The sequence below is a fragment of the Urbifossiella limnaea genome, assembly GCF_007747215.1.
Lineage (GTDB): Bacteria > Planctomycetota > Planctomycetia > Gemmatales > Gemmataceae > Urbifossiella > Urbifossiella limnaea.
Map to the genome: position 1 here is coordinate 4,654,653 of NZ_CP036273.1, position 24,124 is coordinate 4,678,776.

At 68.0% G+C, this 24,124-nt stretch carries 16 protein-coding genes and 4 pseudogenes; 10 read left to right on the plus strand and 10 right to left on the minus strand.

Annotated elements, in window-relative coordinates; all coding sequences use genetic code 11:
* Positions 1-22: 22 nt before the first annotated feature.
* Both ETAA1_RS19060 and ETAA1_RS19070 read right to left on the minus strand, forming a co-directional pair.
* Positions 23-1,531 (minus strand): DUF6896 domain-containing protein, encoded by a 1,509-nt coding sequence (locus tag ETAA1_RS19060; protein WP_145241235.1) that lies wholly within the window; start codon positions 1,529-1,531, stop codon positions 23-25.
* A 136-nt stretch (positions 1,532-1,667) separates the two neighbouring features.
* Positions 1,668-2,198 (minus strand): annotated as a pseudogene (locus ETAA1_RS19070) (alpha/beta hydrolase family protein); the annotation flags it as partial.
* A gap of 77 nt (positions 2,199-2,275) precedes the next feature.
* Here ETAA1_RS19070 and ETAA1_RS19075 point away from each other — a divergent pair.
* The 4 genes and pseudogenes from ETAA1_RS19075 (at position 2,276) to ETAA1_RS19100 (ending at position 7,326) form a co-directional block, all read left to right on the plus strand.
* Complete coding sequence (locus ETAA1_RS19075; protein WP_145241239.1) at positions 2,276-2,851, plus strand: ECF-type sigma factor; 576 nt, start codon at positions 2,276-2,278, stop codon at positions 2,849-2,851.
* Between the two features lie 436 nt (positions 2,852-3,287).
* Positions 3,288-3,659, plus strand: a pseudogene (locus ETAA1_RS33895) (protein kinase domain-containing protein); the annotation flags it as partial.
* Positions 3,660-3,802: 143 nt separating this feature from the next.
* A complete protein-coding gene (locus ETAA1_RS33490) occupies positions 3,803-6,781 on the plus strand; it encodes a tetratricopeptide repeat protein (protein ID WP_261341989.1) in 2,979 nt (992 codons plus the stop codon).
* Between the two features lie 74 nt (positions 6,782-6,855).
* Positions 6,856-7,326: a helix-turn-helix domain-containing protein gene (locus ETAA1_RS19100; RefSeq protein WP_145241242.1), complete on the plus strand. Its 471-nt coding sequence runs from the start codon at positions 6,856-6,858 to the stop codon at positions 7,324-7,326.
* A 102-nt stretch (positions 7,327-7,428) separates the two neighbouring features.
* On the opposite strand, the gene ltrA is transcribed toward ETAA1_RS19100, so the two are convergent.
* The 6 genes from ltrA to ETAA1_RS19130 all read right to left on the minus strand — a co-directional run bounded on the left by ltrA (position 7,429) and on the right by ETAA1_RS19130 (position 16,885).
* Entirely contained in the window at positions 7,429-9,186 is a 1,758-nt protein-coding gene (gene ltrA / locus ETAA1_RS19105; protein ID WP_390621221.1) for a group II intron reverse transcriptase/maturase, read from the minus strand.
* A 1,028-nt stretch (positions 9,187-10,214) separates the two neighbouring features.
* Entirely contained in the window at positions 10,215-15,017 is a 4,803-nt protein-coding gene (locus tag ETAA1_RS19110) for a serine/threonine-protein kinase (protein ID WP_145241246.1), read from the minus strand.
* A gap of 55 nt (positions 15,018-15,072) precedes the next feature.
* Entirely contained in the window at positions 15,073-15,648 is a 576-nt protein-coding gene (locus ETAA1_RS19115) for an ECF-type sigma factor (RefSeq protein WP_145241248.1), read from the minus strand.
* A 150-nt stretch (positions 15,649-15,798) separates the two neighbouring features.
* Entirely contained in the window at positions 15,799-16,053 is a 255-nt protein-coding gene (locus tag ETAA1_RS19120; RefSeq protein ID WP_145241250.1) for a hypothetical protein, read from the minus strand.
* Between the two features lie 65 nt (positions 16,054-16,118).
* Positions 16,119-16,361, minus strand: coding sequence for a hypothetical protein (locus ETAA1_RS19125; protein ID WP_145241252.1), 243 nt, complete (start codon positions 16,359-16,361; stop codon positions 16,119-16,121).
* 329 nt (positions 16,362-16,690) lie between these two features.
* Positions 16,691-16,885 (minus strand): carbon storage regulator, encoded by a 195-nt coding sequence (locus tag ETAA1_RS19130; RefSeq protein WP_145241254.1) that lies wholly within the window; start codon positions 16,883-16,885, stop codon positions 16,691-16,693.
* 934 nt (positions 16,886-17,819) lie between these two features.
* On the opposite strand from ETAA1_RS19130, the gene ETAA1_RS19135 reads away from it, so the two are divergent.
* From ETAA1_RS19135 to ETAA1_RS32165, 5 genes are all read left to right on the plus strand, one after another.
* Positions 17,820-18,446: a sigma factor gene (locus ETAA1_RS19135; protein ID WP_145241258.1), complete on the plus strand. Its 627-nt coding sequence runs from the start codon at positions 17,820-17,822 to the stop codon at positions 18,444-18,446.
* A 67-nt stretch (positions 18,447-18,513) separates the two neighbouring features.
* Complete coding sequence (locus ETAA1_RS19140; protein WP_145241260.1) at positions 18,514-19,050, plus strand: helix-turn-helix domain-containing protein; 537 nt, start codon at positions 18,514-18,516, stop codon at positions 19,048-19,050.
* Between the two features lie 23 nt (positions 19,051-19,073).
* The gene (locus ETAA1_RS19145; protein WP_145241262.1) at positions 19,074-19,628 is read left to right on the plus strand and encodes a transposase; all 555 of its coding nucleotides are present in this window, start codon (positions 19,074-19,076) and stop codon (positions 19,626-19,628) included.
* 35 nt (positions 19,629-19,663) lie between these two features.
* The gene (locus ETAA1_RS19150; protein WP_145241264.1) at positions 19,664-19,951 is read left to right on the plus strand and encodes a hypothetical protein; all 288 of its coding nucleotides are present in this window, start codon (positions 19,664-19,666) and stop codon (positions 19,949-19,951) included.
* A gap of 39 nt (positions 19,952-19,990) precedes the next feature.
* Positions 19,991-20,155: a hypothetical protein gene (locus ETAA1_RS32165; protein ID WP_202920250.1), complete on the plus strand. Its 165-nt coding sequence runs from the start codon at positions 19,991-19,993 to the stop codon at positions 20,153-20,155.
* An 838-nt stretch (positions 20,156-20,993) separates the two neighbouring features.
* Here the strand turns inward: ETAA1_RS32165 and ETAA1_RS19155 are convergent.
* Positions 20,994-21,671, minus strand: a pseudogene (locus ETAA1_RS19155) (IS66 family transposase); the annotation flags it as partial.
* A gap of 80 nt (positions 21,672-21,751) precedes the next feature.
* On the opposite strand from ETAA1_RS19155, the gene ETAA1_RS19160 reads away from it, so the two are divergent.
* Positions 21,752-23,146 (plus strand): transposase, encoded by a 1,395-nt coding sequence (locus tag ETAA1_RS19160; RefSeq protein WP_145233609.1) that lies wholly within the window; start codon positions 21,752-21,754, stop codon positions 23,144-23,146.
* A gap of 21 nt (positions 23,147-23,167) precedes the next feature.
* On the opposite strand, the pseudogene ETAA1_RS19165 reads toward ETAA1_RS19160, so the two are convergent.
* Positions 23,168-23,899: pseudogene (locus ETAA1_RS19165) on the minus strand (DUF6444 domain-containing protein); the annotation flags it as partial.
* Positions 23,900-24,124 lie beyond the last annotated feature (225 nt).

Below are 24,124 nucleotides of genomic sequence, written 5' to 3' on the forward strand. Positions count from 1 at the left end.
GATCACGGCCTCCTGGCGGGGATCATCCCGCCCAGAACTTCCACCACGGGCTGGGTGCAGGGGGCTCGGGCGGGACGACGTTCCTGAGTTTCATGACACGGTCGTGGAGCTTGCCCATCTCGTAGCGGACGTACTCGCCCCGGTTCCTCAGGACGTGTTCCCCCATGGAGTAGAACGGCCCCAGGCACCGCCCGCCGATCTCCAGGTAGCTGCCGGTCTCGTTCTCGTGCGGGTTCATCTCCTCCCACTCCAGGACGGCCCGCTCGGCTTCCGGGTCACCCGTCTCCAGCAGGGCCGCCCGGGCGTCGGCCGTCCGCTCCTGATCGTCCGATGCCTTCAGGGCTCCCAGGAGTTCCTGCAAGCTCCACGGCTTCCCAACGAGGGTGAGGATCGCGGCGACCTCGGTGCGGTCGATCGGCACCTCCGAGATCAGGCCCCGGCGGATGAGCGGCAGGGCCAACTCGGGCGCGTGTTCGAGCGCCACCAACACGGCCTCACCCACCTCGGTCCTCCCCGCCTTCGCGAGCGCGGTGGTCATCTCCGCCTTCCGATAGCCGTGGCGGAGGAGGTACTTGAGCGAGGTCATCCAGATGTGCGGCTGAGGGAGTGGGCCCGAGGGGTCGACGCGGGAGAACAGGGCGTACACGCGGTCGCACCACTTCGGGTCGTCGGCCTTCCCGATTACCGCGAGTGCCGCCGAGACGATCCCGCTCGGCGGCTCGCGCAGCGCGTCCTCCAGATGGCGGTCGAGGTCCGGCGAATTGAGGTCGGCGAGGGCCTGCAGGGCATCGGCACCGACGAATGGCACCTTGAGGTCGCGGCGCACCCGTTGACGCCACAGCTCGCGGCAGCGCTCTGCACGTGGGGCCGTTTCTTCTGCTGCCGGCCAGTCACCGATGAGGGCGGCGAGCCGGGGGCGGCGGCTCGGGTCTTCCCAGGCGGCGCAGAAGGCGTCGATCGCGTCGAGGGCGTCGATGACCCCGTCCGCGAGGCGGTAGGGGTGAGAGTCCCGGCCCTCGAACGGCGTCAGCCCCCCGGCGGCGAGCAAGGAGGCGATGGCGAGGCTGATCGTGCGGGGCGACGGGTGAAGCGCGAGTAGCCGCTCCTCGGGGGGCTCCGGCCGGCGGAGGGATTCGAGGTAGTTCTTGTAGAAGTAGGTGTCGAAGTACTCCGCGGTCTCGCCGTAGAAGTCCACGTCGATCGATTCGCCGTCCACCTTGTGGGTAACACGGCAGCCGCGGCCGTGGAAGTAGTACTCCCATTCCGGCATGCCGGGCACGGGGCCGAGTTGCGGGACGGCCTCCGGGTGCCCCAGCGCGCCGGCGGCGGCGAGGTCCGTGGGCGCGCCCCGGAGCCGGGTGCGGACGAGGTCGGCGACCCAGAACTGCCGCCCCCGGTGGCGGGCGAGCCCGATCAGGGTCCACGTCTCCCACGGGGAGGGGAGCGCGCCGGGTTCGGGGAGGTGACGGACGTCGAACGGAGCGTCAACGCGCGTCAGGGCGGCCAGGAGTGCGTCGAGGCGGGCGTCCATGGGCGGCTCGCGGTCACGGCTTCCCGGCGGGCAGTTCGTCCCCTCCCTCGGTGTACGCCGGCAGGACGTAGACGTTCAGCGTCTTGAGCGGCGTCTCCCCGGTGTACCTACACCCGAACGTCAGACCTGTGTCGGGTCACTTCTTGCTGAGCAGGTGCACGTCGAACCAGTCGGCCAGGGAGGGGAGATCGGGAGCGACCCACGGCCCGAAGTGCCCCTTACCCGGCTTCACCTTCAGTTCGCACGTCGCGCCGCAGTCCATGAGTTTGGCGATCAGGGTCTCGGACTGGGACAGCGGCACCACCTTGTCCTTATCCCCGTGGATGATGAGCGTGGGCGCCGCGCCCATTGCCGCGTGGGTGATCGGCGACGCCTCGCGCCCGATCTCCCGCCGGCGCTCGGGTGACACCGTCACGTACTTCCCGGTAGCCGGGTCCAGTTCACGGAAGTCGAACGGAGCCGCGATCTCTTTCGGGCACGTGCCCTCAAGGGCCGGGAAGTCGGTCGGCGGGAAGAAGCACGCCACCGCAGCCACCTTCGACGACTGACGCTCCACTAGGTCCGTAGCCTTCGGGTCGCCGGGCCGTCCGTCGCATCCGACCATCAGGGACAGGTGCCCGCCCGCCGACCCACCCGCGGCGCCAATCTTTTCCGGATCAATGGTAGCCGTCCGGCGGTGATGCTGATGGCCGCACCACCCCTTTCGAGTCGTCCCATCGGCACCCCGCGGTTACACTCGGCTGAATGTCCGATGTGACCCGTCTCCTGGAAGCCGCCCAAGCCGGTGATCGCCAGGCCGCCGCGGAGTTGCTCCCGCTCGTGTACGACGAGTTGCGGAGGCTCGCGGCCGCCCGCATGGCGGCCGAAGCCCCCGGGCACACGCTCGACGCCACGGCGCTCGTCCACGAGGCCTACCTGCGGCTCGTCGGCGGGGAGAACCGGCCGACGTGGGAGCACCGCCGGCAGTTCGTCGCGGCCGCCGCCGAGGCCATGCGCCGCATCCTCGTCGATCACGCCCGCCGCGCCCGGGCCGAGAAGCGTGGCGGGGACCGCGGACGTGTCCCGATCGACGGCCTCCCGGCGGCCGCCACCGACCCGACCGACTGGGCGGAGGTGGACGACGCCCTGGGCCGGCTCGCCGCTCTCGACGCCGGTGCCGCCGCTGTCGTGCGGCTGAAGGTGTTCGGTGGGGCGTCGGTCGAAGAAGCGGCCGACCTGCTCGGGGTCTCGCGGGCCACGGCGTACCGCGACTGGGCGTTCGCCCGGGCCTGGCTCCGCGACGCACTCGGGCGGTCGGAACAGATCTCAGAAAAAAGCTGAGACGAATCCGGGGCCGTTTCCGCGATATGATCGTCGCGAGAACCCGGAGGCCGCCATGCCCGTCGATCCCAGCCGTTTGAAAGGCGTGTTCACCGAGGCACTCGCGCGAACTGGCCCGGCCGACCGAGCCGCGTACCTCGCAGCGGCGTGCGCCGGCGACGCGGAACTGAGGGTTCGGGTCGAGGCGCTATTGCGGGCCAGCGAAGAGCCGGACTCCTTGCTCGACGCCCCATCGCCCCAAGGCCCGGCCGACGCCACCGGCACATACGACTCGGGCACTCGGCACCCGGTCTCGCTGGCGACCGCCGACTTCGGCCCGGATGGGGCGACCGGCACGTCCGATGACACAACCCGCCGTGAACCCTCGTCGGCCGCCACGGTGGGAACGGTCATCGCCGGCCGTTACACCCTCGTCGAAGTCATCGGCGAGGGCGGCATGGGCTCGGTCTACCTGGCCACCCAGACCGAACCGGTCAAGCGCCAGGTGGCATTGAAGCTCATCAAGACGGGGATGGACTCGAAGGGCGTGCTGGCGCGGTTCGACGCCGAGCGGCAGGCGCTCGCGTTGATGGACCATCCCAACATCGCCCGCATCTACGACGGCGGCGTCACCCCGGCCGGGCAGCCGTTCTTCGTGATGGAGTTGGTGAAGGGCGTGCCGCTCACCGAGTACTGCGACCAGAAGCGGCTCACGGTCGATGCCCGCTTGCAGTTGTTCGTCTCCGTGTGCCAGGCGGTGCAGCACGCGCACCAGAAGGGGATCATCCACCGCGACCTGAAGCCCGGCAACGTGCTGGTGACCGAGGTGGACGGCCGGCCGACGCCGAAGGTCATCGACTTCGGCGTGGCCAAGGCGACCGAGCTGAAGCTCACGGACCTGAGCTTCGCGGACACCAGGCGATCGTCGGCACGCCGGCGTACATGTCCCCGGAGCAGGCCGACCCGTCGTCGATGGACATCGACACCCGGACCGACGTGTACGCCCTCGGGGTCATGCTGTACGAGTTGCTGGTCGGGTCGCCGCCGATCGACGCCAGGCAGTTCAAGCGGGGGGCGATCCTGGAAATGCTGCGGCTGGTGCGGGAGGTCGAGCCGCCCCGGCCGAGCACGAAACTGAGCACGGCCGACGACCTGCCGAACATCGCGGCCAACCGGAGCATCGAGCCGGCCAAACTCGCCAGGTCCCTGCAAGGGGAGTTGGACTGGGTGGTGATGAAGGCGCTGGAGAAGGACCGCGCTCGCCGGTACGACACGGCCAACGGGCTGGCCCGTGACCTCCAACGCTACCTGGCGGATGAGGTGGTCGAAGCCCGCCCGCCGAGCCGCGGCTACCGGCTGAAGAAGTTCGTCAAGCGGAACAAGGGGCAGGTGATTGCCGGGATTGCTGTGGCCGTGGCGTTGGTGGTCGGCGTCGTGGCCGTGGTCACGGTACAGGTCCGGGCCAACCGCGAACTCGCCGCCAAGAATGCCGAATTGGCTAAGGAGCAGGCGAAAGTCGAGGCACGGAACAAGGAACTGGCGGAGGAGCAGGCCAAAGTCGAGGCACGGAACCAGGAACTGGCCAAGGAGCAGGCGAAGGTCGAGGCACGGAACAAGGAATTGGCCGCCGAGCAGGTCAAGGTGCAAGCCCGGTTCGATATGGCGGTCAAGGCGATCGAGACATTTCACACCGGCGTCAGCGCGGACGCGCTGCTCAAGAACGCCGAGTTCAAAAACCTGCGGACGAAGTTGCTGAAGGAAGCGGCTAGGTTTTACGGCGATCTGGAGAAATTGCTGGCCGGGCAGACGGATGCCAAGTCGCGGCAGACACTGGCGGCGGGGTACTTCCAACTCGCCGAGTTGACTGCGAAGATCGGTGACGTCAATGAGGCGGTGGCCGTGCACCGCAAGGCGCTCGCTCTGCGCCGGGAACTGGCGGCGGCGCCCGGTGCGAATGTCGAGACCCGGCTGGATGTCGCCGGCAGTCTGGAGAGGTTAGCGTGGCTTCTGCGCCAAACGGGCGACCCGGCGGGGGCGCTTCGGGCGTACGAAGAGGTTCGTGACATCGCGGCGGCTCTGGAAGCGCAATCCCCCACCGACGCGATCAGCAGAGTGCTCGGATCGGGTTACAACGGCATCGGAATCGTGCATTTTGAGTCTGGGCAGCCGACGAAGGCCTTGGAAGCGTACGGTCGAGCCGTCGCTATTCAGCAACGGTTGGCCGACACTAACCCGAGAAGCCCGCCGGATCACACTTTGGCCACCAACCTCAACAACATTGGCGCTGTGTTGACAAATACGGGCAAGTGGACAGAGGCCCTTCAGGCGCACAGCAAGGCCCTGACCATTCGGCAGAAGCTGGCCGACGCCAACCCCACGGACGCCCTGCATCAAAACGAACTGGCCATCAGTCACTTCAACATTGGCGAAGTGCTATCTCAGACGGGCAAGCCGATGGAGGCATTGGAAGCAGCCCGCCAAGCCCAGGCGATCTGGCAAAAGCTGGCGTATGCCAACCCGGCTGTGAACGAATACCAAGGCCATCTGGCCAAAAGCCACAATGCCATGGGATGGATGCTGACACGAACGGGGAATTCGAAGGAGGCCAGGCAGGCGTACGAAGACGCTCGGGACATCCAAAAAAGACTGGCCGACGCCAACCCCTCCGTCACGCAGTTTCACAAAGATCTGGCCTTCACCCTCAACAACCTCGGCGCCCTACTGGAGAGCGGGAAACCGGCGGAGGCGCTGGAGGCGTATGGTCAGGCCCTCGCCATCCGGCAGAAGCTCGCCGACGCCAATCCGGGCATCCCTCGGTTCAAGGACGACCTGGCCATCAGCCACCACAATGTTGGCGTCGCGCTCACGAAGACAGGGCGACACGCAGAGGGACTGAAGGCGTACGAGGAGGCACTTGCCATCTGGCAGAAGCTGGCCGACGCCAACCCTGCCGTCACCGACTTCCGGAAGCACACCGCCCTCTGCCGCAAGAACATCGGCGAACTCCATTCGCAGACGGGGAAGCCTGCGGAGGCCCTCGCATCGTACGAGCAGGCGCGGGCCATTTACCAGAAGCTGGCCGACGCCAACCCGGCAGCAACCGAGTACCGAGGCGAATTGGCCCGATGCCATTCTTCGATGGGCGTCGTGCTGTCACAGATGGGCAAACCGGCTGACGCCCTCACGGCGAACAAGCAGGCCCGGTCCATTTACCAAAAGCTGGCCGATGATCAGCCAGCCGTGGCAACATTCCAGGACGGCCTGCGTCGCACCCACAACAACATCGGCGCACTGCTGACAAATACAGGAAAGCCGGCGGAGGCGCTGGAAGCCTACCGCCGGGCGCTGACGATCGCGGAGAAACTTGCGGACGCCGAACCAACCTCCACGGGGCGGAAGGCGAACCTGGCCTGGGTTCAGAACAACATCGGCCGGGCCCTGGACCGCCAGAAGCGCTGGGCCGAGGCGTTCACCGCCCTCGACGCAGGCCTTGCGATTCACCAGCAGTTGGCCGAGTCGGACCCCGCCAACAAATCGTACAGCCGGGCACTCGGCTGGAGTCACGGGTTCCGCGGCGGGGCCCGGGTCCGCGCCGGGCAACCGGCCGAAGCCGCCGCCGACCTGCGGAAGGCCCTCGAACAGTGGGCCAGGCTGACAAGCGTAGACATCGAGACCCAGGTCGAGCAAGCCCGAGCGCTGGCGCTCCTGGCCGGACTGGGCGGGGATGCGAAGTCCGGCGTGACGGCGGCCGAGGCGACGGCGTTCGCCGATCAATCCGTCGCTGCTCTCGCGGCCGTCGTCCAGACCGGCTGGGCCCTTCCCAGCGAACTGAAGGAGCCGGACTTCGACGCGGTGCGCGGCCGGATAGACTTCCGGCGACTGTTCGCGGAAGTCGAAGCGAAGGTCCGGAAGTCACCCGAGACGGCCCCGCCCCCGCGAGAGAAGAAGTGACCGGCGGGGCATCCGGGGACGGGAGGCACGATCCCACGGGGGCGGCCGGGGCGTGCGTCGATGAGAGCCAGAACATGGCGGTGTTCCGGCTCGCCCTGACCGAGGACGAGCAGCGGGTGGTGAACGCGGAACGGGACTCCCACCCGGACGCCCACGTCCGTCGGAAGATGCTCGTCGCGTGGCTCTTGCGCTGTGGCCTGACGCGGGCGAAAGCCGCCGAGATCGCCGGCCTCAGCCGTCCGACCGTCCAGCGGTACGTCGCGGCCGTCCGCACCGGCGGACTGGACGGACTGCGGTGGTGGGGCGTCCGGGGTCCGGTCGGCGACCTCGTCGCTCACACCACCGCCATCCGCGAGGCACTCACCGCCCGACCCGTGCGGACGGCAGCCGAAGCCACGGAGCAACTCGAACACCGGACCGGGCTCAAGCGGCAACCGACCCAGGTCCGGACGTTTCTGAAGGCGGAACCGGGGTTCGGCTGGCGACGCACCCGCGTGATCCCGTGCCCGCCCAAGACGGACCTGCCCGACCACATCCGGGAGTAGAAGCAGTACCGGGAGACCCGGTTGCAGCGGTCGCGGTAGGGACGGCCCTTTCGGGCCGCCCCCCGCACAGATCCGGACGAGCGGAATTACCGCATCCGGCTCTTACCTCGGGTGCTTGGCGTCGAACCGCACGTTCGGATAGGGATGCTGGATCTTGGGTCGCGGAACGAAGAAGGCAATCAGCGGGCGGAACCGCTCCCAGTTCATTCGGCCCTTCTGGCCTCGGCGTCGTAACGCCTGAAGCCAGTGTCGGACCGCCTGTTCCCGGAACGCGGCCAGACTCGCCATGTTGCCCGGGACGGCATGGTAGGCGAAGTACCCCCGCACCACCCGGCCCAACCACTGGCCTTGCCGACCGAGGGGAGCGTGGCGGTGCTTCCGCAACGTCTCGCCGACCTCCGTCAGCTTGGCTCGTAGTCGCTTCTTCGCCGTCGTCCGTCGCACGATGAACCCCTCCTTCCCGTGCTTCCGCACCCAGCGGTGCGTGAAACCCAGGAAGTCGAACGATTCCCGCCGCCCTTCCCCCCGCTCCCATCGCCGCCAAGCCGCGAGCCGGCTGAACTCGATGAGCCGCGTCTTCTCGGGGTGCAGGCGAAGGCCGAACGTCTCCAACCGTTCCCGGAGTTCGCCCAGGAACTGTTCGGCCTCGTGACGATGCTGAAACCCCAGGACGAAATCGTCCGCGTATCGGACGATGAGGACATCGCCCTTCGCGTTCCTCTTCCGCCACTGGTTGACCCACAGGTCCAGAACGTAGTGCAGGTACACGTTCGCGAGGAATGGTGAAATCACCGAACCCTGCGGCGTTCCGACCTCCGTCTTGGTCCACTGACCGTCCTCGGACACACCCGCCCTCAGCCATTTCCGGATCAGGCGGAGCATCCGACGATCGGCGACCCGGTGCTCGACGAACTTCCACAGCCATTCATGGCTCACGGCATCGAAGAACCCTTGAATGTCTGCGTCGATCACCCAGTTCACCTTCTTCCGCATCAGCCCCACCCAGAGCGCGTCCAGCGCGTCATGCGGGCCGCGCCCGGGGCGGAACCCATACGACAGGCCCAGGAAGTCAACCTCCCAGATCGCCCCGAGAACTTTCGCCACGGCCTGTTGGACCACCTTGTCCTCCAACGCCGCGACGCCCAGCGGTCGCATCCGCCCGTCGGCCTTCGGGATGAAGACACGCCGGGACGGCAACGCCCGATAGGTTCCCGCGTGGACCCGCCGGTGCAGGTCCACGACACGATCTTCGAGGTCGGCTTCGTACCGCTCCCACGTCACCCCGTCGATACCCGGAGCCGCCCCGCGCTTGAGCGCGAAGAAACTCTCGAACAGCGGCGGGATGGTGATGTGGTGCAGTAAGGCAGTGAACCTCGCCTTCTTATCCTTGCGCGCGACTTCACGCACACGTCCCAGATCCGTCGATGCGAGACCCCGGCTCTGCGTCCGGCTCGCAGTTTCACTGGTCGTGTTCCCCTCGGCGGGTGGCCTTCCCTCCCCCGTCTCCGCCGGCGGCAAGAGCCCACCCTTGTTCGACGAGTTCTTCGGTACTACGCCGCCCTCCGACTTCCCAACCCCGTGCGCGCCAGAGGTGCGGCTTGTGGCCTTTTCTGGCCGACCCGCGATGCCCGATGCGGGTGGGGCTGGGATCTCCCGGTTCCCGTGCGAGGAGTTTCCACGCGTGTACAGGGTCTCCGACTGCGCGGGGTCCGACAGCGGCTCGCCTGTGACGTCGCCGTCGGTGTGGCCTTCCGCCTCAGCTAACGGCGTCGGCACCCCGGAGGACCTGATTTCGCAGCTCGATGGCTGACCCGCGTGTGCCCCTGTCAACGCTTCGCCGACGGCCTTGCGGCCGTCCACGCATGACTCGGGGTCGGGGTGGCTGGCTGGGCCTTCCCCGTGCGACTCTTCCATTCGCGACTCCTCGCCGGTTTAACCGGCGCACTACCTGTCCGGTGAATTGACGCCTTCCGCCGTCCGGTAGTCTGGGAGTTTTCCCCGAGGGAGAACTCCGGCATGTCCACACACCGCCCCGAGAAGGTCCGCGCCTGGCGGGCCAACCCGGCGGCATCCCGGAGGTGGGTGTCGTAGGCGGCGACAACCCGCTCGATCCGGGCCGGGGCCGGCGCGGGCCGTGGCGGAACGAGGCCGCGATCCCGGAGGTGGCGGAGCAGGTGGTGTCCAGCGGACCGGGCGTTGCACCTGAGTCGCCGGAGCGGCGGGCGGGTGGCGAATCGCCGCACGTCGGCGTCGGTGAGCGTGGTCAGCGACCGGTGGTGCCGCCGCAGCCAGCGGCCGAACAGTTCGGCCTCCCGGAGGTAGAACTGGACGGTGAGTCTGGCGTACCCGCAACGATGGAGGGCCGCGAGGAACGATCCGAGCCAGTCGGCATCCGGGCTGGCACGGAGCCGCCTGGCGACTCGCGGGCAGAAGCATCGGTCGAACATGACGAACTCTCCGAACGGGAATTGGGTCGGGGAGCTGTCAGAATTATGCGGAGTTCGGAAACAGGCAGTGAAGGCCATGACGTGGGGGACGCGGAACCGACTACCGGCAACTCCGCATAGCGCGGGACTGGGCATAGCCGCGGCTATGCGGAGCTCCGCATAGCCGCGCCAACTGGCTGCATGTCGGTGGAGATCGTGGGTTGAAGACCGCATCCGTGCTGCTCAGCGTCTGCGCCACTGCGACCCGGCATCGCCTCGACCCGTGGTCGTACCTCCGCGACGTACTCAATCGACTCGCCGGCCGGTCCGCCTGCGTTGACGTGGGCGGTCTCCTGCCCGATGTAAGGGCTGTCCGTCAAGCCCGTACCGCGTGACGCCTGGCCACTCTCCGCGTCCGGTGCCCTTCGCCGTTGGTCAAGGGCTTCGAGATTGTGATCCCAGTTATCCCTTTGCGAGTGCCTTCTCCACCTCCGCGCGGAACACGTCGCACTCGTGCCATGCTTCCCAGTCGAACGGGTTGCGGCGGGGGTCGCTGTTGGCGGCGGAGAAGCCGACGCCGAGGTTGTCCTTGGGGTCGCGCGGCCGGTCGAGCCATTCGGTGGCGGCCTTGTAGAAACGCCTCGCCTCATCGGGTTGCTTCAGGTCGAGGCAGGCTTGCGCCAGCAGCAACTCCTCGACCGGCGGGCTGGTGGACGGGCGCGATGTCATGCACATGAACAGCAGCGGGATCGCCGGCCCGGGCTTGCCGTCGCGCAGGAGTTGTTGTGCCACGAGACGCCGGGCCAGGCGGTCGCCGCGGACGGCCAGCAGGGCCACGGTGCCACGGTCGTAGGGGGTCTTCGCCAGTGCGGTGTGGTGGAAGCCGGTGCGGGCGATGACGAGCGGATCGGCTTGCGATGCGTTGCGTTCCGAAAACCGGGCCGTGGTGCGGTGCTCGGGGATCGACAGGATGCGGTCGAGGTAGAATCGGGCCGCGACGGGATCGTTGGTCTGGCGGGCGGCGGTGTAGCCTTCTAGATAGCGCCAGTAATTGGGCCGCGTGTGAACTTGGCGATATTCCAACTCTCTAGCTTCTGGAATCGAGGGAATCAGCACGATGCGGTCGCCATCGCGATGGGCGAAGATTTTGCCGTCAGGGCTCAGCTCGCCAAACCGAAGGGTTTGAGGAATCGGCTCGCCTTTGATTTCCCGGCCTGTCTGCGCGTCCCAAACCTTCCACTCTCCCGTTGGGCCGTAATTCCACCCGCCCTCGGTGACGATTCGCTTTCCGTCGAGGGAAAACCCGGCTGTGCGGACATTGCGCTCGTGCCCCGGCAAGTCGAATAGGTGCTTGCCGGTGAGAGCATTCCAGACCTTCGCCGTTGTCTCAAAAGGACTGGCGGTGACGATCCGCGTCCCGTCAGGGGAGAAACTCACGCTCGTGACTGGACCATCGACCTCCTCGTCCTCGATCGCGAACAGGGATTTACCAGTTAGGGCATCCCATACCCGTATTGTCCCGTCATTCGTGCCGGTCGCGATCCGCGTGCCGTCTGGAGAGAAACTGGCACTTGTGACTTCTTCCACTTCAGACACCGGCAGATCGAGCAGGTGCTTGCCGGTGCGAACGTCCCTGACCTTCGCTGTACGCCCCCCGGTGAAGAACCGCGTCCCGTCGGGGGAGAAACTCATGCATGTGACCTTACCCGTGGTCCCGTTCAGCTCAAGCCCGAGCGTGCTTGTGCGTGCGCCCCAGATCTTTGCGGTCTGACCGCTGGCTGTGACGATCCGCGTCCCGTCGGGGGAGAAGCACACACTCTTGACCCAGGCCCGCCCCCCCTGGAGTTCGACCAGGGGCGTGCCGGTCCGAGTATCCCAAACCTTCGCAGTGTTGTCCCAACTGCCGGTGACTAGCCGCGTCCCGCCGGGGGAGAAACTCACGCTCGTGACCAAATTGCCGTGGCCCCGCAGGTCGACTAAGTGTTTGCCGGTACTCGCGTCCCAGATCTTCACCGCGTTGTCCAGTCCGGCGGTGACGCCACCGCCGGTGACGATCCGCGACCCATCGGGGGAGAAACTCACGCAGCCCGCCCCGTCCAGTTCGAGCAGTTGCTTGCCGGTGCGAACGTCCCAGACCTTCGCTGTATTATGCCCGGTCACGACCCGCGTCCCGTCGGGCGAAAGACTCAGGCTCTCGACCCCTAGAAACACTTCCCACTTGAGCAGGTGTTTGCCGGTCTGCGCGTCCCAGACCGTGACGGATCCGAAAGTATTGACATTCACGCCAGTAATAAGCCGCGTCCCGTCGGGGGAGAAACTCACACTCGTGACGCCCCCCTTCAGGTCGAGTACGAGCGTACCGGTCCTCGCGTCCCAGACCTTCGCTGTGTCACTGCTCCCAGTGACGATTCGCGTACTGTCGGGGGAGAAACTCACGCTCGTAACGCCGGAGGTATGCCCTTTGAGGTCGAGCACGAGCGTACCGGTCCGCACGTCCCAGACCTTCGCTGTCTTGTCCAGACTGCCCGTGACGATTCGAGTCCCGTCAGGGGAGAAACTCACACTGGTGAGGTTGTGTGTGTGGCCGTTGAGTTCGGGCACGGGCATGCCAGTCTGCGCGTCCCAGACGTTGATCTCACCCGTCTGATCCTGGTTACCACCGCCGGTCACGATCCGCGTCCCATCGGGGGAAAAACTCACACCGCTGACCTGGCCCGTGTGCCCGGTTAGGTCGAGCAAGGGCGTGCCGGTCCGCGCGTCCCAGACCCTCGCCGTCTTGTCCCAACTTCCGGTGACGATCCGTGTCCCGTCGGGAGAATAATTCACGCTACTGACCGCTGATTTGTGTCCCCGGAGATCGAGCAAGGGCGTGCCGGTCCGCGCGTCCCACACCCTCGCCGTGTCCAGACTGGACTGTTCTCGCTGTCCCTTCAGGTCGAGCACGGGTTCACCGGTGCTCGCATCCCAGACCTGCCCCCCGTACGTACCATCGGTAACGATCCGCGTCCCGTCGGGGGAGAAACTCACGCCGCCGACCCCGCCGGGGCTGAAACTCACGTATCCGCTGCCGGCGATCCGCGTCCCGTCGGGGGAGAAACTCACACGCTGGACGGCGGCCCTTGGCCCTTTGAGGTCGACAAGCGGTGCGCCAGTCTGCGCGTCCCAGACCTTCGCCGTGACGCCAGCCGTGACGATCCGTTTCCCGTCGGGGGAGTAACACAGACTGTTGACCGGGCCGGCGTGCCCTTTCAGGTCGAGTAAGGGCTTGCCCGTCCGTGCGTCCCAGATCTTCGCCGTTTTGTCCGGACTGCCGGTCACGATCCGTGTGCCGTCGGGGGAGAAACTCACACCGCTGACCAAATGCGTATGCCCCTTCAGGTCGAGTAAGAGTGTGCCGGTCCGTGCGTCCCAGACCTTCGCCGTGTTGTCCCAACTGCCGGTCACGATCCGCATCCCGTCGGGGGAGAAACAGACACTGCTGACCTGGCCCATGTGCCCATAGAGCGTGAATATTCCGCCGCGCGTCCGTTGCTTCAGATAGTCCCACTCCCAACCTCGCTCACTGGCGGGTACTTTGGCGAGCCGCTCAGTGGCCTGTTTGACATCGCGATTCTCGTAGCCGGCCATAGCAACGAGGAAATTGCTGTTGCCGAGTTGCCGGCTGAGTTCCAGGTTGGCCTGATCCCGTTCCTTGACGCGCAGGGCCTCCTTCCGGAGTGACTCATCGGCCTTTCCGAGCGCCTCCGTCGCCTTCCCCAGTGCCGCGTTTCGTTCGCCCAGTGCCGCCTTGGCCTCGCCCAGTGCCGTGTTTCGTTCGCCGAGGGCTTCGTCGCGTTCGGTGACGCGTTTTGCCTCGGCGGCACGGGCCTGTTCGGCCTGCACCAATCCGAGACTCGTCCCAACGATGCCGCCGACCAGCGCCAGCAGCACCAGACTCGCCGCCAGCACCTGCACCTTGTTCCGTTTGACGAACTTCTTGAGCCGGTAGCCCCGGCTCGGCGGACGGGCTTCGACCACCTCATCGGCCAGGTAGCGCTGGATGTCGGCGGCGAACCCGTTGGCCGTTTCGTAGCGGCGGGTGCGGTCCTTCTCCAGCGCCTTCATCACCACCCAGTCCAGCTCTCCCCGCAGCGACTTCGTCAGCTTGACCGGCTCGATGCTCCGGTTGGCCGCGATGTTCGGCAGGTCGTCGGCCGTACTCAGTTTCGTGCTCGGCCGCGGCGGGTCCACCTCCCGCACCATCCGCAGTATTTCGAGGATCGCCCCCCGCTTGAACTGCTTGCCGTCGATCGGCGGCGAGCCGGTCAGCAACTCGTACAGCATCACCCCGAGGGCGTACACATCGGTCCGGGTGTCGATGTCCATCGAGGACGGGTCGGCCTGCTCGGGCGACATGTACGCCGGGGTGCCGACGATCGCGCCGGTGTCCGCGAAGCTCAGGTCCGTGAGCTTCAGTTCGTTCGCCTTGGCCACGCCGAAGTCGATCACCTTCGGCGTCGGCCGCCCGTCCACCTCGGTCACCAGCACGTTGCCCGGCTTCAGGTCGCGGTGAATGATTCCCTTCTGGTGGGCGTGCTGGACCGCCTGGCACACCGACACGAACAGTTGGAGGCGGGCGTCGACGGTCAGCCGCTTCTGGTCACAGTACTCGGTGAGCGGCACGCCCTTCACCAACTCCATGACGAAGAAGGGTTGGCCGGCCTGGGTGACGCCGCCGTCGTAGATGCGGGCGATGTTGGGATGGTCCATCAACGCGAGCGCCTGCCGCTCGGCATCGAACCGGGCCAGCACCGCCTTCGAGTCCATCCCCGTCTTGATGAGCTTGATCGCGACCTGACGCTTCACCGGCTCGGACTGACTGGCGAGGTAGACGCTTCCCATGCCGCCTTCGCCGATCACCTCGACCAGCGTGTACCGCCCGGCAATCACCGTTCCCAACTCGGCGGGAGCGGCACGCTCATTGCGGGTTGCGGCGCCAGCGAAGGTGCCAGTGGCTCCGCTCGATCCGAAGTCGCCGGTGGCCATGGATTCCGGGCGATGCGCGTCCGGCGCGGACGTGCCTGTGACATTCGTCGGGCCGGGGGGCGCGGGCTCATCGAGCAGGGAATCCGGCTCCTCGCTGGCCCGCAACAACGCCTCGACCCGTGAACGCAGGTCGGCGTCGTCGCCGCACGCGGCCGCCAGGTACGCGGCCCGGTCGGACGAATCGGTGCGCACGAGTGCTTCGCTGAAAACCGCTTTCAGACGCAGGGGATCGACGGGCATGGCGGCCTCCGGGTTCGCGCGACGATCATATCGCGGAAACGGCCCCGGATTCGTCTCACCGTTTTCCGGATTTCTGTTCCGACCGCCCGAGTGCGTCGCGGAGCCAGGCCCGGGCGAACGCCCAGTCGCGGTAGGCCGACGCCCGTGACAACCCGAGCAGTTCGGCCGCGTCCTCGACTGAGGCACCGCCGTACACCTTCAGCCGCACGATCTCGGCGGCACCGGGGTCGAGGGTGGCGAGTCGCTCCAGGGCGTCGTCGACCTGAACCCAGTCGGTCGGATCGTCGGCGGGCGATGCGAGGTCGTCGATCGGGACGCGGGCGCCGCCCCCGCCGCGTTTCTCGGCCCGGACCCGGCGGGCGTGATCGACCAGGATGCGGCGCATGGCCTCGGCGGCGGCGGCGACGAACTGCCGGCGGTGCTCCAACGTCGGCCGGTTCTCCCCGCCGATCAGCCGTATGTACGCCTCATGCACGAGAGCGGTGGCGTCGAGGGTGTGGCCGGGGGCTTCGGCCGCCATGCGGGCGGCCGCGAGCCGCCGCAACTCGTCGTACACGAGTGGGAGCAACTCCGCGGCGGCCTGCCGATCACCGGCTTGGGCGGCTTCCAGGAGACGGGTCACATCGCACATTCAGCCGAGTGTAACCGCGGGGTGGCGATGGGACGACTCGAAAGCGACGGGGTGGCCATCAGCAGCGTCACCGGACGGGTATGCAGTATCAGCACTCCCACAGGTCCAGGGTGCATCATGACGGATAGCACCCGGGCGAATGCCAAGCGATCAGGTTCGCGGGCGGTCATCCCCGCAGGTTGGCAGAAGTGGGTGGCTCGCGCAAGGTCCCGCCGCGTCGTCAGCCTGCGGCATCTCGGGCGGAACTGCGACGCGGTCCCACCACTGGTGTGAGCAGGAGCGGCACCGGTACTTGGTGTCGACGTACTTCCCCTCCGCCTCCTCGACCGTCTTTCTGGCGCGGAACAGGTAGCTCGCGGCCTGACACTTCGGGCAGCACCGCTTGGGGCGATCGGGCGGCGTCATCCAGTCCGGCTCCGGGGGTGGTAGACCCGGGAATATCGGCGGACTGGGTAAGCGGCTTGAGCAGCCTACTCCTCATCGGGTCCGAGGTCGGGCTCCATCTCGGTGCAGGCGATCATGTTCGCGGTGTCGTTGAAGTAGACCAGCACCTCGGTGCGGTCCGCATCCCGTCCCGAGTACATCCCGCCTTTGTCCTTCTTGAACGTGACTCGGGCAGCCCTGGTGAAGGCCGGACCGTGCTTGACAGACGGGCTCAACTCGGCCTTCGGGTGCTTCGCCCACAACTCCGCCACTGCCTCCGCGAACGTCATCGCCAACCGCCTCCAAAGACATGGGAACGGAAGAGGTATGCGCCCGGGAACTGGCTGGCAAGCGATCGCGCCGTCGAAGAGCATCCACCGGCCGCGAAGCAGGGGCAACGCCCTTCTCAGCGCGGCCAGGCTTACCCACATTTCGCACAGTGCGTGGGTCATTCTGCGTCAGTGCAGGTCGGGCTTGAAAGGCGGTCTGCAGCCCTGAAAAAGCGACAACCCCGCCGGCCGACCCGTAGGTCGATCGACGGGGTGTCACCGGACGTCCGTGCCCGCGCCGGCCTTCCTTGGCCGAGTGGCCAGGAAAATAGGCGGGGTCCGGGTGGGCGTCAACCGCAGACGAGGACGGCGGCGTCGGCCTCCTCGGCCGCGATACGTGCAGCGACCTCGGCACGGTCGACTTTTACGTGGGAGGGGGCGGAGATCCCGAGTTTCACGCGGCCGTCGCCGATCGACGTCACGGTGATGCGGATCTCGCCGTCGATGACGATTTCCTGGCCGGTCTTGCGGGTGAGCACGAGCATCGGCTGCCTCGTCCGTGAGGGTCGGAGTTGTCTTCTGCCGGAGTTTCAGCAACCGCCGCGCCGGATTGATTAAAGTTGCCCGGGGTGTGCTGCCGACAGCCGGTGATCCACCCTGGAACAGAAACTCCCCACCGTACTGTCGCCGATTTTCGCTCAAGTCGCCAGGTCGGTAGGACGACGCCCGCGGGAATGTCGACACCGGGCCGAGGGCCACCGGCACATGGAAACGACCCGCACCCGCACCGCGGGACGGGAACCACAGGAACGCGGTCGAGATGGTGCTGCGCCTCCACCGGCACCGCGTCTGGGTGATCCGGGCCAGCAGGTTGGTTGTCGCCGTCTCCGCCATGGGGCTCCCGACCGCTTTGTGTGGGGCCTTTCGATCCAGTTCCAATGTCGCCTATCGGCGACCCAGGTGGGCTGACGGTTGACGGTGTGAGAGGTCCGGGCGGGCCGGTCTGCGGGAGTAGTGTCGACGCAGTGTCGAGTCCCGATTCGACACTGTCTTCCGACCGAACAGATTCAGGAGTAAGGATTTATGATACGCGGGTGGTGCAGTGTCGAGTGTCGAGTGCGGTGGTGAAGCATCCGGCGGTGGTTCGTCAGACTCCTCCGAATGATGTGATCGTTCGGCCCCTTGCGACACTCGACACTGCGGGGTTCTCGGTCCGTAACATCTGACACCTATGTCACTTGCGTCCTCGAGAAGTGTCACAATCCGACTCGACACTGAGTCGACACTGTGAGGTTGGTGGCCGACGTCTCGGGCCACAGCGACCCGCCGTAGTCCCTGTCCCCAGGGCAACCCCGCCTCGCCGCTGACCACCTGAATCCGCCAGCTCCGGCTGTCAGCATCACTGGGGACGAGCAGCATCCGGCCCCGCCGGCCGCCACGTCGCCGACCGGCCCAGCATGCACACGTCGGAGACACAGCATGTGCGTCACGCTGACGGCGGCCATGATCGTACCGGCGGCGAGGGAGGCGTTTGCCGCTGCATTGCCGCGAGTTCAGGCGGTCGCCCGGTTTACCACCCGCCGGGTGCCGTGCCCGGACGCCCGCGAGGAACTGGCGGCCGAGGCCGTGGCCCTCGCCTGGCGCTGCTACGTCGCCCTGCTGCGTCGGGGGAAAGACCCGGCCGGCTTCGTCACCACCATCGCCCGGCGCGCGGCCCAGGCGGCGCTGGCCGGCCGGCGGGTGTGCGGGGCGGAGAAGGTCCGCGACGCCCTCTCGCCGCTCGCCCGGCTCCGCGGCCGGGTGCGGATGGATCGGATCGGCGACCGGGTGCCAGGTCGGCGCCGGTGTTCCGGGGAGGCGGTGGCGGCAGAACTGGTGGCGGCCGACCCGCGGGTGAAGGTCCCCGACCAGGCCGCCTTCCGGGTCGACTTCCCCCGGTTCCGCGGCGGCCTACCGCCGGCGAAGCGGGAGGCCCTGGACCTACTGGCGGCGGGGTGGGGGACGGGGGCGGCGGCCGCCCGCCTCGGCGTCTCCGCGGGGCGGGTCAGCCAGCTCCGCCGCGAGCTGGCGGAGAAGTGGGAGGCGTTCCACGACGAGCCCTCCTGATTCACGATCCGGGTGATGGTGTCTATTCTGTCTCCGGCAGGATTCCCGACCCCGCCGAGGACCGGCCGTGATCCGCATCTCCCTACCGGACGACGACCTGCAACGCCTGGAAGCGACCTTCCGCGAGACCCCCGACGCCAAACTGCGGCACCGGGTCCAGATCGTCCTGATGGCCCACCGGGGCCGCCGCCACCCGGACATCGCGGCCGACACCGGCACCTCCCCGCGGTCCGTCCAACGGTGGCTCAACGCCTACCTCGACCGCGGGCTCGACGGGCTCCGCCCCCGGAAGGCACCCGGGGCCAAGCCCACGCTCACCCCCGACCTGGCCCCGGTCCTCCGGCAGTGGGTCATCGACGGCCCCGCCAGGCACGGGCTCGACCGGGCCAACTGGACCTATCCCGAGTTGGCCGACCACCTGCTCAAGACCCGCGGCGTCCGGGTCGGGAAGTCGGCCCTCCAGGCGTTCGGAGCGAAGCACGGGATCCGCCCGTACCGGCCGACGTACCGATTCCTCCGCGGCGACCCGGCCAAGCAGGCGACGGCCCGGGAGGAGATCGCCGACCTCAAAAAGGGGCGGCGGCCGGCGACCTCGTCCTGCTGAGCCAGGACGAGGCCCGGTTCCCGATGGTCCCGACCCTCACCGCGACCCTTGGGGTGAAGGGCCACCGGCCGGTGGTGGGGACGCGGGACTGCAAGCACCTGCTGTACGTCTTCGCCGTCGTCAACCTAGCGACTGCCGCCGTCCACGCGAACCTGGTGGACAGCCCGAAGGACGCCAAGAAGAAGACCGGGAAGAGCAAGACCCGGCGGATGCAGGAGGCGTTCGCGGCCCACCTCCGGCACGTCGGCCGGATGTACCCGACCGGCATCCACAAGCGGGTGGTACTGCTCATCGACAACGCCCCGTGGCACCGGGGGAGGCCGATCGACGAGGCCCTGCGGGACAACCCGCACCTGGAGTTCAAGCGGCTCCCCAGCTACAGCCCGCAACTCAACCCGATCGAGCGGTTCTGGAAGCTCCTCCGACGCCGGGCGACCCACAACCGGCTGTTCGACACGCTCGCCGACCTGCGGCGGTCGATCCGGAGCAGCCTGAGCTACTACCAGACCGTGCGGGACCGAGTCCGAACCTTACTCGACCGCAAGGCGATGAAACGGACGCCCTCAACCGGATCGTGAATGAGAAGGGCCGTCATCACGAGGGGAGGTGGGGGATGTTTGCGACGATCCTGGGGCCGCTGGTGGACCGGGTGAAGGTGCTCCTGGCCGCCCAGGCGGTGCAGGAGCTGGAGGCCGACTTCCTGGCCGGCGCCGCCGGCCGGGCCGGTGGCCTGGACAAGCTCGCGGCGGCGTGGCAGGCGGACGGCCTCGACGGGGCCGCCGCGGAGGTCCAGCGGCGGTCCCGCGGGCTGAAGGCGGCGGCGGGCGACGGGCAGGGCGCGGTGGTCCCGTCGCCCCCGCCAGCGCTGCTGGCTCCTGGCCGGAAGCCGCGGCCGCAGTAGGCGGCGATATTCGACAATCGAGACCGAAGGAGGTAAGTGATGGGTGCGCGGCAGAAGTTGAACCAGCTCCACGCGACGGGGGCGGCGGTCGTGGCCGGGGTGCTGGGGCTGGCGTTCCAGTCGTGGTGGGCGTTCGTGGCGTTCCTGCTCGGGCTGCTCGGCCTGGGCGTGTGGGGCGGGAGCATCCGCCTCGCCCGGCGGTAGGCCGATGCAACGTGAACTCCGGACGGGCTCTGAGCCCGTCCGGGATTTCACTAGCCGTCGGCCGCCGAGGGCTCGGTGCAGGCGATCGGGACGAGACCGACCCCGCACGACTCTTCCGACCCGCGCTCGCAGGGTCGAGTCCCCTGGACCAGGAAGCCCGCGGTGTGGAGAGGCCGCAGCGGTCGGGACGAACGACAGTCGGAAGCGTCTTGCACTACTCATGGTTCGACCCCTCGGCCCTAATTCCCTCGCGGCGACCCAGGTACTGCACGACTCTTCCGACCTTCGCCGACTGGATCGCGGGCGGTCGCCGACAGTCGGAAGAGTCGTGCATTCTGCGCGGGTCGACAAGCGTTACCCCGCCGACCGATGCCCACAACCCCACGACCGGGAACTGCACGACTCTTCCGACCCTCGTCGTTATCGTCTGTCCCACGGGTCCGAGAGTCGGAAGAGTCGTGCGGCCGGGGCCGGGGCGTGGCCGGCTGGACGCGGCGGGGAGACGTCACGGGGCAACGGGAGGGCGACCTGCCTCACCATAGGCCTCCTCCCACCAGGGACACCGCGTACAGGTGGACCAGGCGCCGTCGATCCGACCCACCCACCCGCACGAGTCTTCCGACCCTCGCCCCGCTTGACGGCGGAGTCCGGTGTGACCGTCCCGATCCACCGGCGGAGGACATGCCGAGCCGGCCATCTCACCCCCGGGTGTCGAGAGTCGGAAGCGTCTTGCGGCTCGCGGACGGCTGCGCGGACGAGGATACGAGTCCAGGCCGCGACCCCCTCGGGATAACTGGGCGTCGGTCGGAGAGCGGCCTTGAAGGTGTTTCGTAACCGTTCACACCCCGTTGGGGAGGAGTGATGGAGCGGTGCTCATGGTTTTGGCCGCTTGAATCGCCTCGATCAAGAATCCCAGCACGTTTCGCCCCTGCTGACGGCAGGACGCAACCACCGTCAGCATCCGTTCCACGAACCGGCTGCCCGTGTCGCTGTCGGTGCCGTAACTGGTTTTCCGCCAGCACACGGCGTGGCGAACGGCCCGCTCCGCGGCGTTGTTGGTCGGTTCCACCCCGGCGGTCGATGCGAACGTCCACAGCGACGCCTCCACCGCCAGGACCTCCTGACAGGTGGCCGCCGTCCTGGCGCACGAGGATGCCGACCCGCGTCGAAGCAGGTTTCTCACCTCGACCCGCAGCCACGACACATACCGCGAGCGGAACCCAGCCCGGGTCAGCGTCCCGTCCCGCACACGCGGCCAGTGCTCGAACAGGATGTCGGCGTGCAGGAGCAGGTCCTCGCCGGTGGCCGACCCGGCATTCGTCCGGTCGATCATGGCCTGGAAGTCGCGCCGCAGGTGCGCCCAGCACACCTGCCGCTTGTCGCCGGGCAGGTGGGAGTACACGGGGAAGCGATCGGTGGTGAGCGTCGGGGGCCGGGGGCCGACCAGGTCGTCGAAGGCGGCCCGGTTCCGCCTGGGGCGGATGACGAACGCGGTCACGAGGGTGGTGACGGCGACCAGGCCATTCACGGTGACGCATCCCGGTCGTAAGCCGTCCGCTGGCAGGGACTTGGCCAAGCCAGGGAGAGGGCGCGCCCATGCTGTTCGGTGGGGTCTTCGAGCGGTTCCTAGAGGAGAGCCCGCTCAGCGTGATGTCCCGGGCGACCATCGAGCACGCCCTCTCGGCCTCGGCCCTCGACGCGCTGTTCGACCGGACCGCCGAGCGCGGGTACACCCGGGAGTTGCTGTTCTCCACGACGGTCGATCTGATGACCCTGGTGGTCGGCGGCAAGGCCCTCCACGTCCAGGCCGCCTACCGGCACCTGCGGGACCGCGTCCCGGTCACCCTCAAGTGCGTCTACGACAAGCTCCGGAACATCGAGACGGGCGTGTCCGCGGGGCTGGTCGCGCACGTGTCGGGCCGGTGCGAGGGGCTGATCACCGCGCTGGGCGGGGGGTGCAAGAGCCTGCTGCCGGGCTACCGGGTGCGGGTCCTCGACGGCAACCACCTGGCCGCCACCCAGCGGCGGCTGGGCGTCACCCGGGGGCACACCGCCGGCCCCTTGCCCGGGCAGAGTTTGGTCGTGCTCGACCCGGCCCTGATGCTGGTCACCGACATCGTCCCGTGCGAGGACGCCCACACCCAGGAGCGGGCGCTGATCGACCAGATTGTGCCGCTGGTGCGGGAGCGGGACGTGTGGGTCGCGGACCGCAACTTCTGCACGGCGGAGTTCCTGTGTGAGGTGGCCGCCCGGCGGGCCTACGTCGTCATCCGACGCCACGGGAACCTGAGCGTCGAGGCCGAAGCCGGGTACGGGGCCGAGGTCGCGACGGACCGGGGCTGGGTGGGCGAGCGGCGGGTCTGGGTCTGCTGGGGTGGGGCGCGGTTGGTGCGCCTGCGGCAGGTGCGGGTGCGGCTGCGGGCGCCGACCGCGGACGGGGACGCGGAGGTGGAGATCCTGACCAACCTGCCGGCGAAGGTGCCGGCCAAGAAGGTGGCCGAGATCTACCTCAAGCGGTGGAAGATCGAGGGGGCCTTCCACGAGTTGACAGTCGCCTTGAACTGTGAGGTGAACACCCTGGGGTACCCCAGGGCCGCGCTGTTCGGGTTCTGCGTGGCGGTGGCCGCGTACAACGTGCTGGCCGTACTGAAGGCGGCCCTGCGGGCGGTGCATGGTGAGAAGAAGGTGCAGGAGGAGGTGTCGGGGTATTACCTGGCGCTGGAGTGGGCGATGGTGTACGCGGGGATGATGATCGCCCTGCCCGCGTCGGAATGGGAGGCGTTCGGTCCGATGCCCAGCCCGGAGTTGGCCGGCCACCTCCGCGAGTGGGCGGGCAAGGTCGACCTTGGGAGGATCAAGAAAGCGCCGCCCCGGAAGCCGACGAGGACGGCGACCCGACGGATCAAGGACAAGAGCCCACATGTTTCCACGGCCCGGTTGCTCGACGAGGGGAAGAAGACCCGTCAGGCGAAAGTCAGCCGGAATCCGTGAGTCTCACACCGTGAATGGCCTGGTGACGGCGACCCACAGCCAGGCCTTGTCTCGCCCCTGCTTCCAACCGGTTTCATCGACGTTGGCCGGTCGAGTCCGGGTGTGGTTCAGGGCGGCGGTGTGGATCGGCGCCAGCGCCGCCGCGGTTCGCTTCTGGAGGTCGCACACCGCCGCCGGGCTGATCGGCAGGCCGAACAGGTCGTTCATCGCCTGACGGATGGCCCGCTTGCCGAGCCGGTGGCCGGCGGCGAGCAGCGCCGTGACGGCCTGGGTGCGCGGCCCGTACCCGCCGACCGCGTCGGCCGGGAGCGGGGCGCAGGTGACGGCCCGGCAGTGGGGGCAGGTCAGCCGGTGGCAGCGGTACTCGGTGACGTGGGCCTTGACCGCGGGGATCTCGTGAACCTGATGGACGAGCGGGCTCGGGTCGTCGCCGGCGAGGCGTTGGCAGCAGCGACGGCAGCGTGTGGGCTTCAGGGGAACGACGACGTCCGGCGGCAGGAGGGTGCGGTCGCGCTTGGGATGCCCGGGCTGTCCTCCTCGCTTGTTGCCGGTCGGGGGTTTGGGGGGTGCGGGCTTGGCGTGTGGCGGATCGGCCGACGGCGGGCGGGAGGAGTTGGCCGAGGTCTGGTTCAGCCGGGCTTCCAGGTCGGCGATACGGCGTTCCAGCCCGATGACGACGGCGGCGATCGCCGGCCGGAGGTTCGGCGGGATGGCGTCCCAGAGCTCGGCGGGGATGGACGCGGGCCGGGTCATGCCCGAGGATGGCCGATGCCGCCAGCGCGGGTCAAGACAGACCCGCCGGGGTGTGAACGGTTACGGTGTTTCGATTTGGCAACACGTGTGGGCCGGACCGTGAACGGATTGGATGGAAGTTGAACGGCGGACATGTGGGGCAGCCAGAAATCTCAGCCCGGGGTAGAACCCGTCAATCTCCCACATTATCTTGAGCCGGGATCCGCGCCGCCGGTCGCACCTGCC

Bases quoted from the DNA above. Each gene is read 5' to 3' on its own strand.
- ETAA1_RS19110 (WP_145241246.1), bottom strand. From the start codon at position 15,017: ATGCCCGTCGATCCCCTGCGTCTGAAAGCGGTTTTCAGCGAAGCACTC.
- ETAA1_RS19120 (WP_145241250.1), bottom strand. From the start codon at position 16,053: ATGACGCCGCCCGATCGCCCCAAGCGGTGCTGCCCGAAGTGTCAGGCC.
- ETAA1_RS19130 (WP_145241254.1), bottom strand. From the start codon at position 16,885: ATGCTCGTGCTCACCCGCAAGACCGGCCAGGAAATCGTCATCGACGGC.
- ETAA1_RS19115 (WP_145241248.1), bottom strand. From the start codon at position 15,648: ATGTGCGATGTGACCCGTCTCCTGGAAGCCGCCCAAGCCGGTGATCGG.
- ETAA1_RS19135 (WP_145241258.1), top strand. From the start codon at position 17,820: ATGTGCGTCACGCTGACGGCGGCCATGATCGTACCGGCGGCGAGGGAG.
- ETAA1_RS19125 (WP_145241252.1), bottom strand. From the start codon at position 16,361: ATGACGTTCGCGGAGGCAGTGGCGGAGTTGTGGGCGAAGCACCCGAAG.
- ETAA1_RS19150 (WP_145241264.1), top strand. From the start codon at position 19,664: ATGTTTGCGACGATCCTGGGGCCGCTGGTGGACCGGGTGAAGGTGCTC.
- ETAA1_RS19145 (WP_145241262.1), top strand. From the start codon at position 19,074: ATGGTCCCGACCCTCACCGCGACCCTTGGGGTGAAGGGCCACCGGCCG.
- ETAA1_RS19160 (WP_145233609.1), top strand. From the start codon at position 21,752: ATGCTGTTCGGTGGGGTCTTCGAGCGGTTCCTAGAGGAGAGCCCGCTC.
- ETAA1_RS32165 (WP_202920250.1), top strand. From the start codon at position 19,991: ATGGGTGCGCGGCAGAAGTTGAACCAGCTCCACGCGACGGGGGCGGCG.
- ETAA1_RS19060 (WP_145241235.1), bottom strand. From the start codon at position 1,531: ATGGACGCCCGCCTCGACGCACTCCTGGCCGCCCTGACGCGCGTTGAC.
- ETAA1_RS19075 (WP_145241239.1), top strand. From the start codon at position 2,276: ATGTCCGATGTGACCCGTCTCCTGGAAGCCGCCCAAGCCGGTGATCGC.
- ETAA1_RS19100 (WP_145241242.1), top strand. From the start codon at position 6,856: ATGGCGGTGTTCCGGCTCGCCCTGACCGAGGACGAGCAGCGGGTGGTG.
- ETAA1_RS33490 (WP_261341989.1), top strand. From the start codon at position 3,803: ATGGACATCGACACCCGGACCGACGTGTACGCCCTCGGGGTCATGCTG.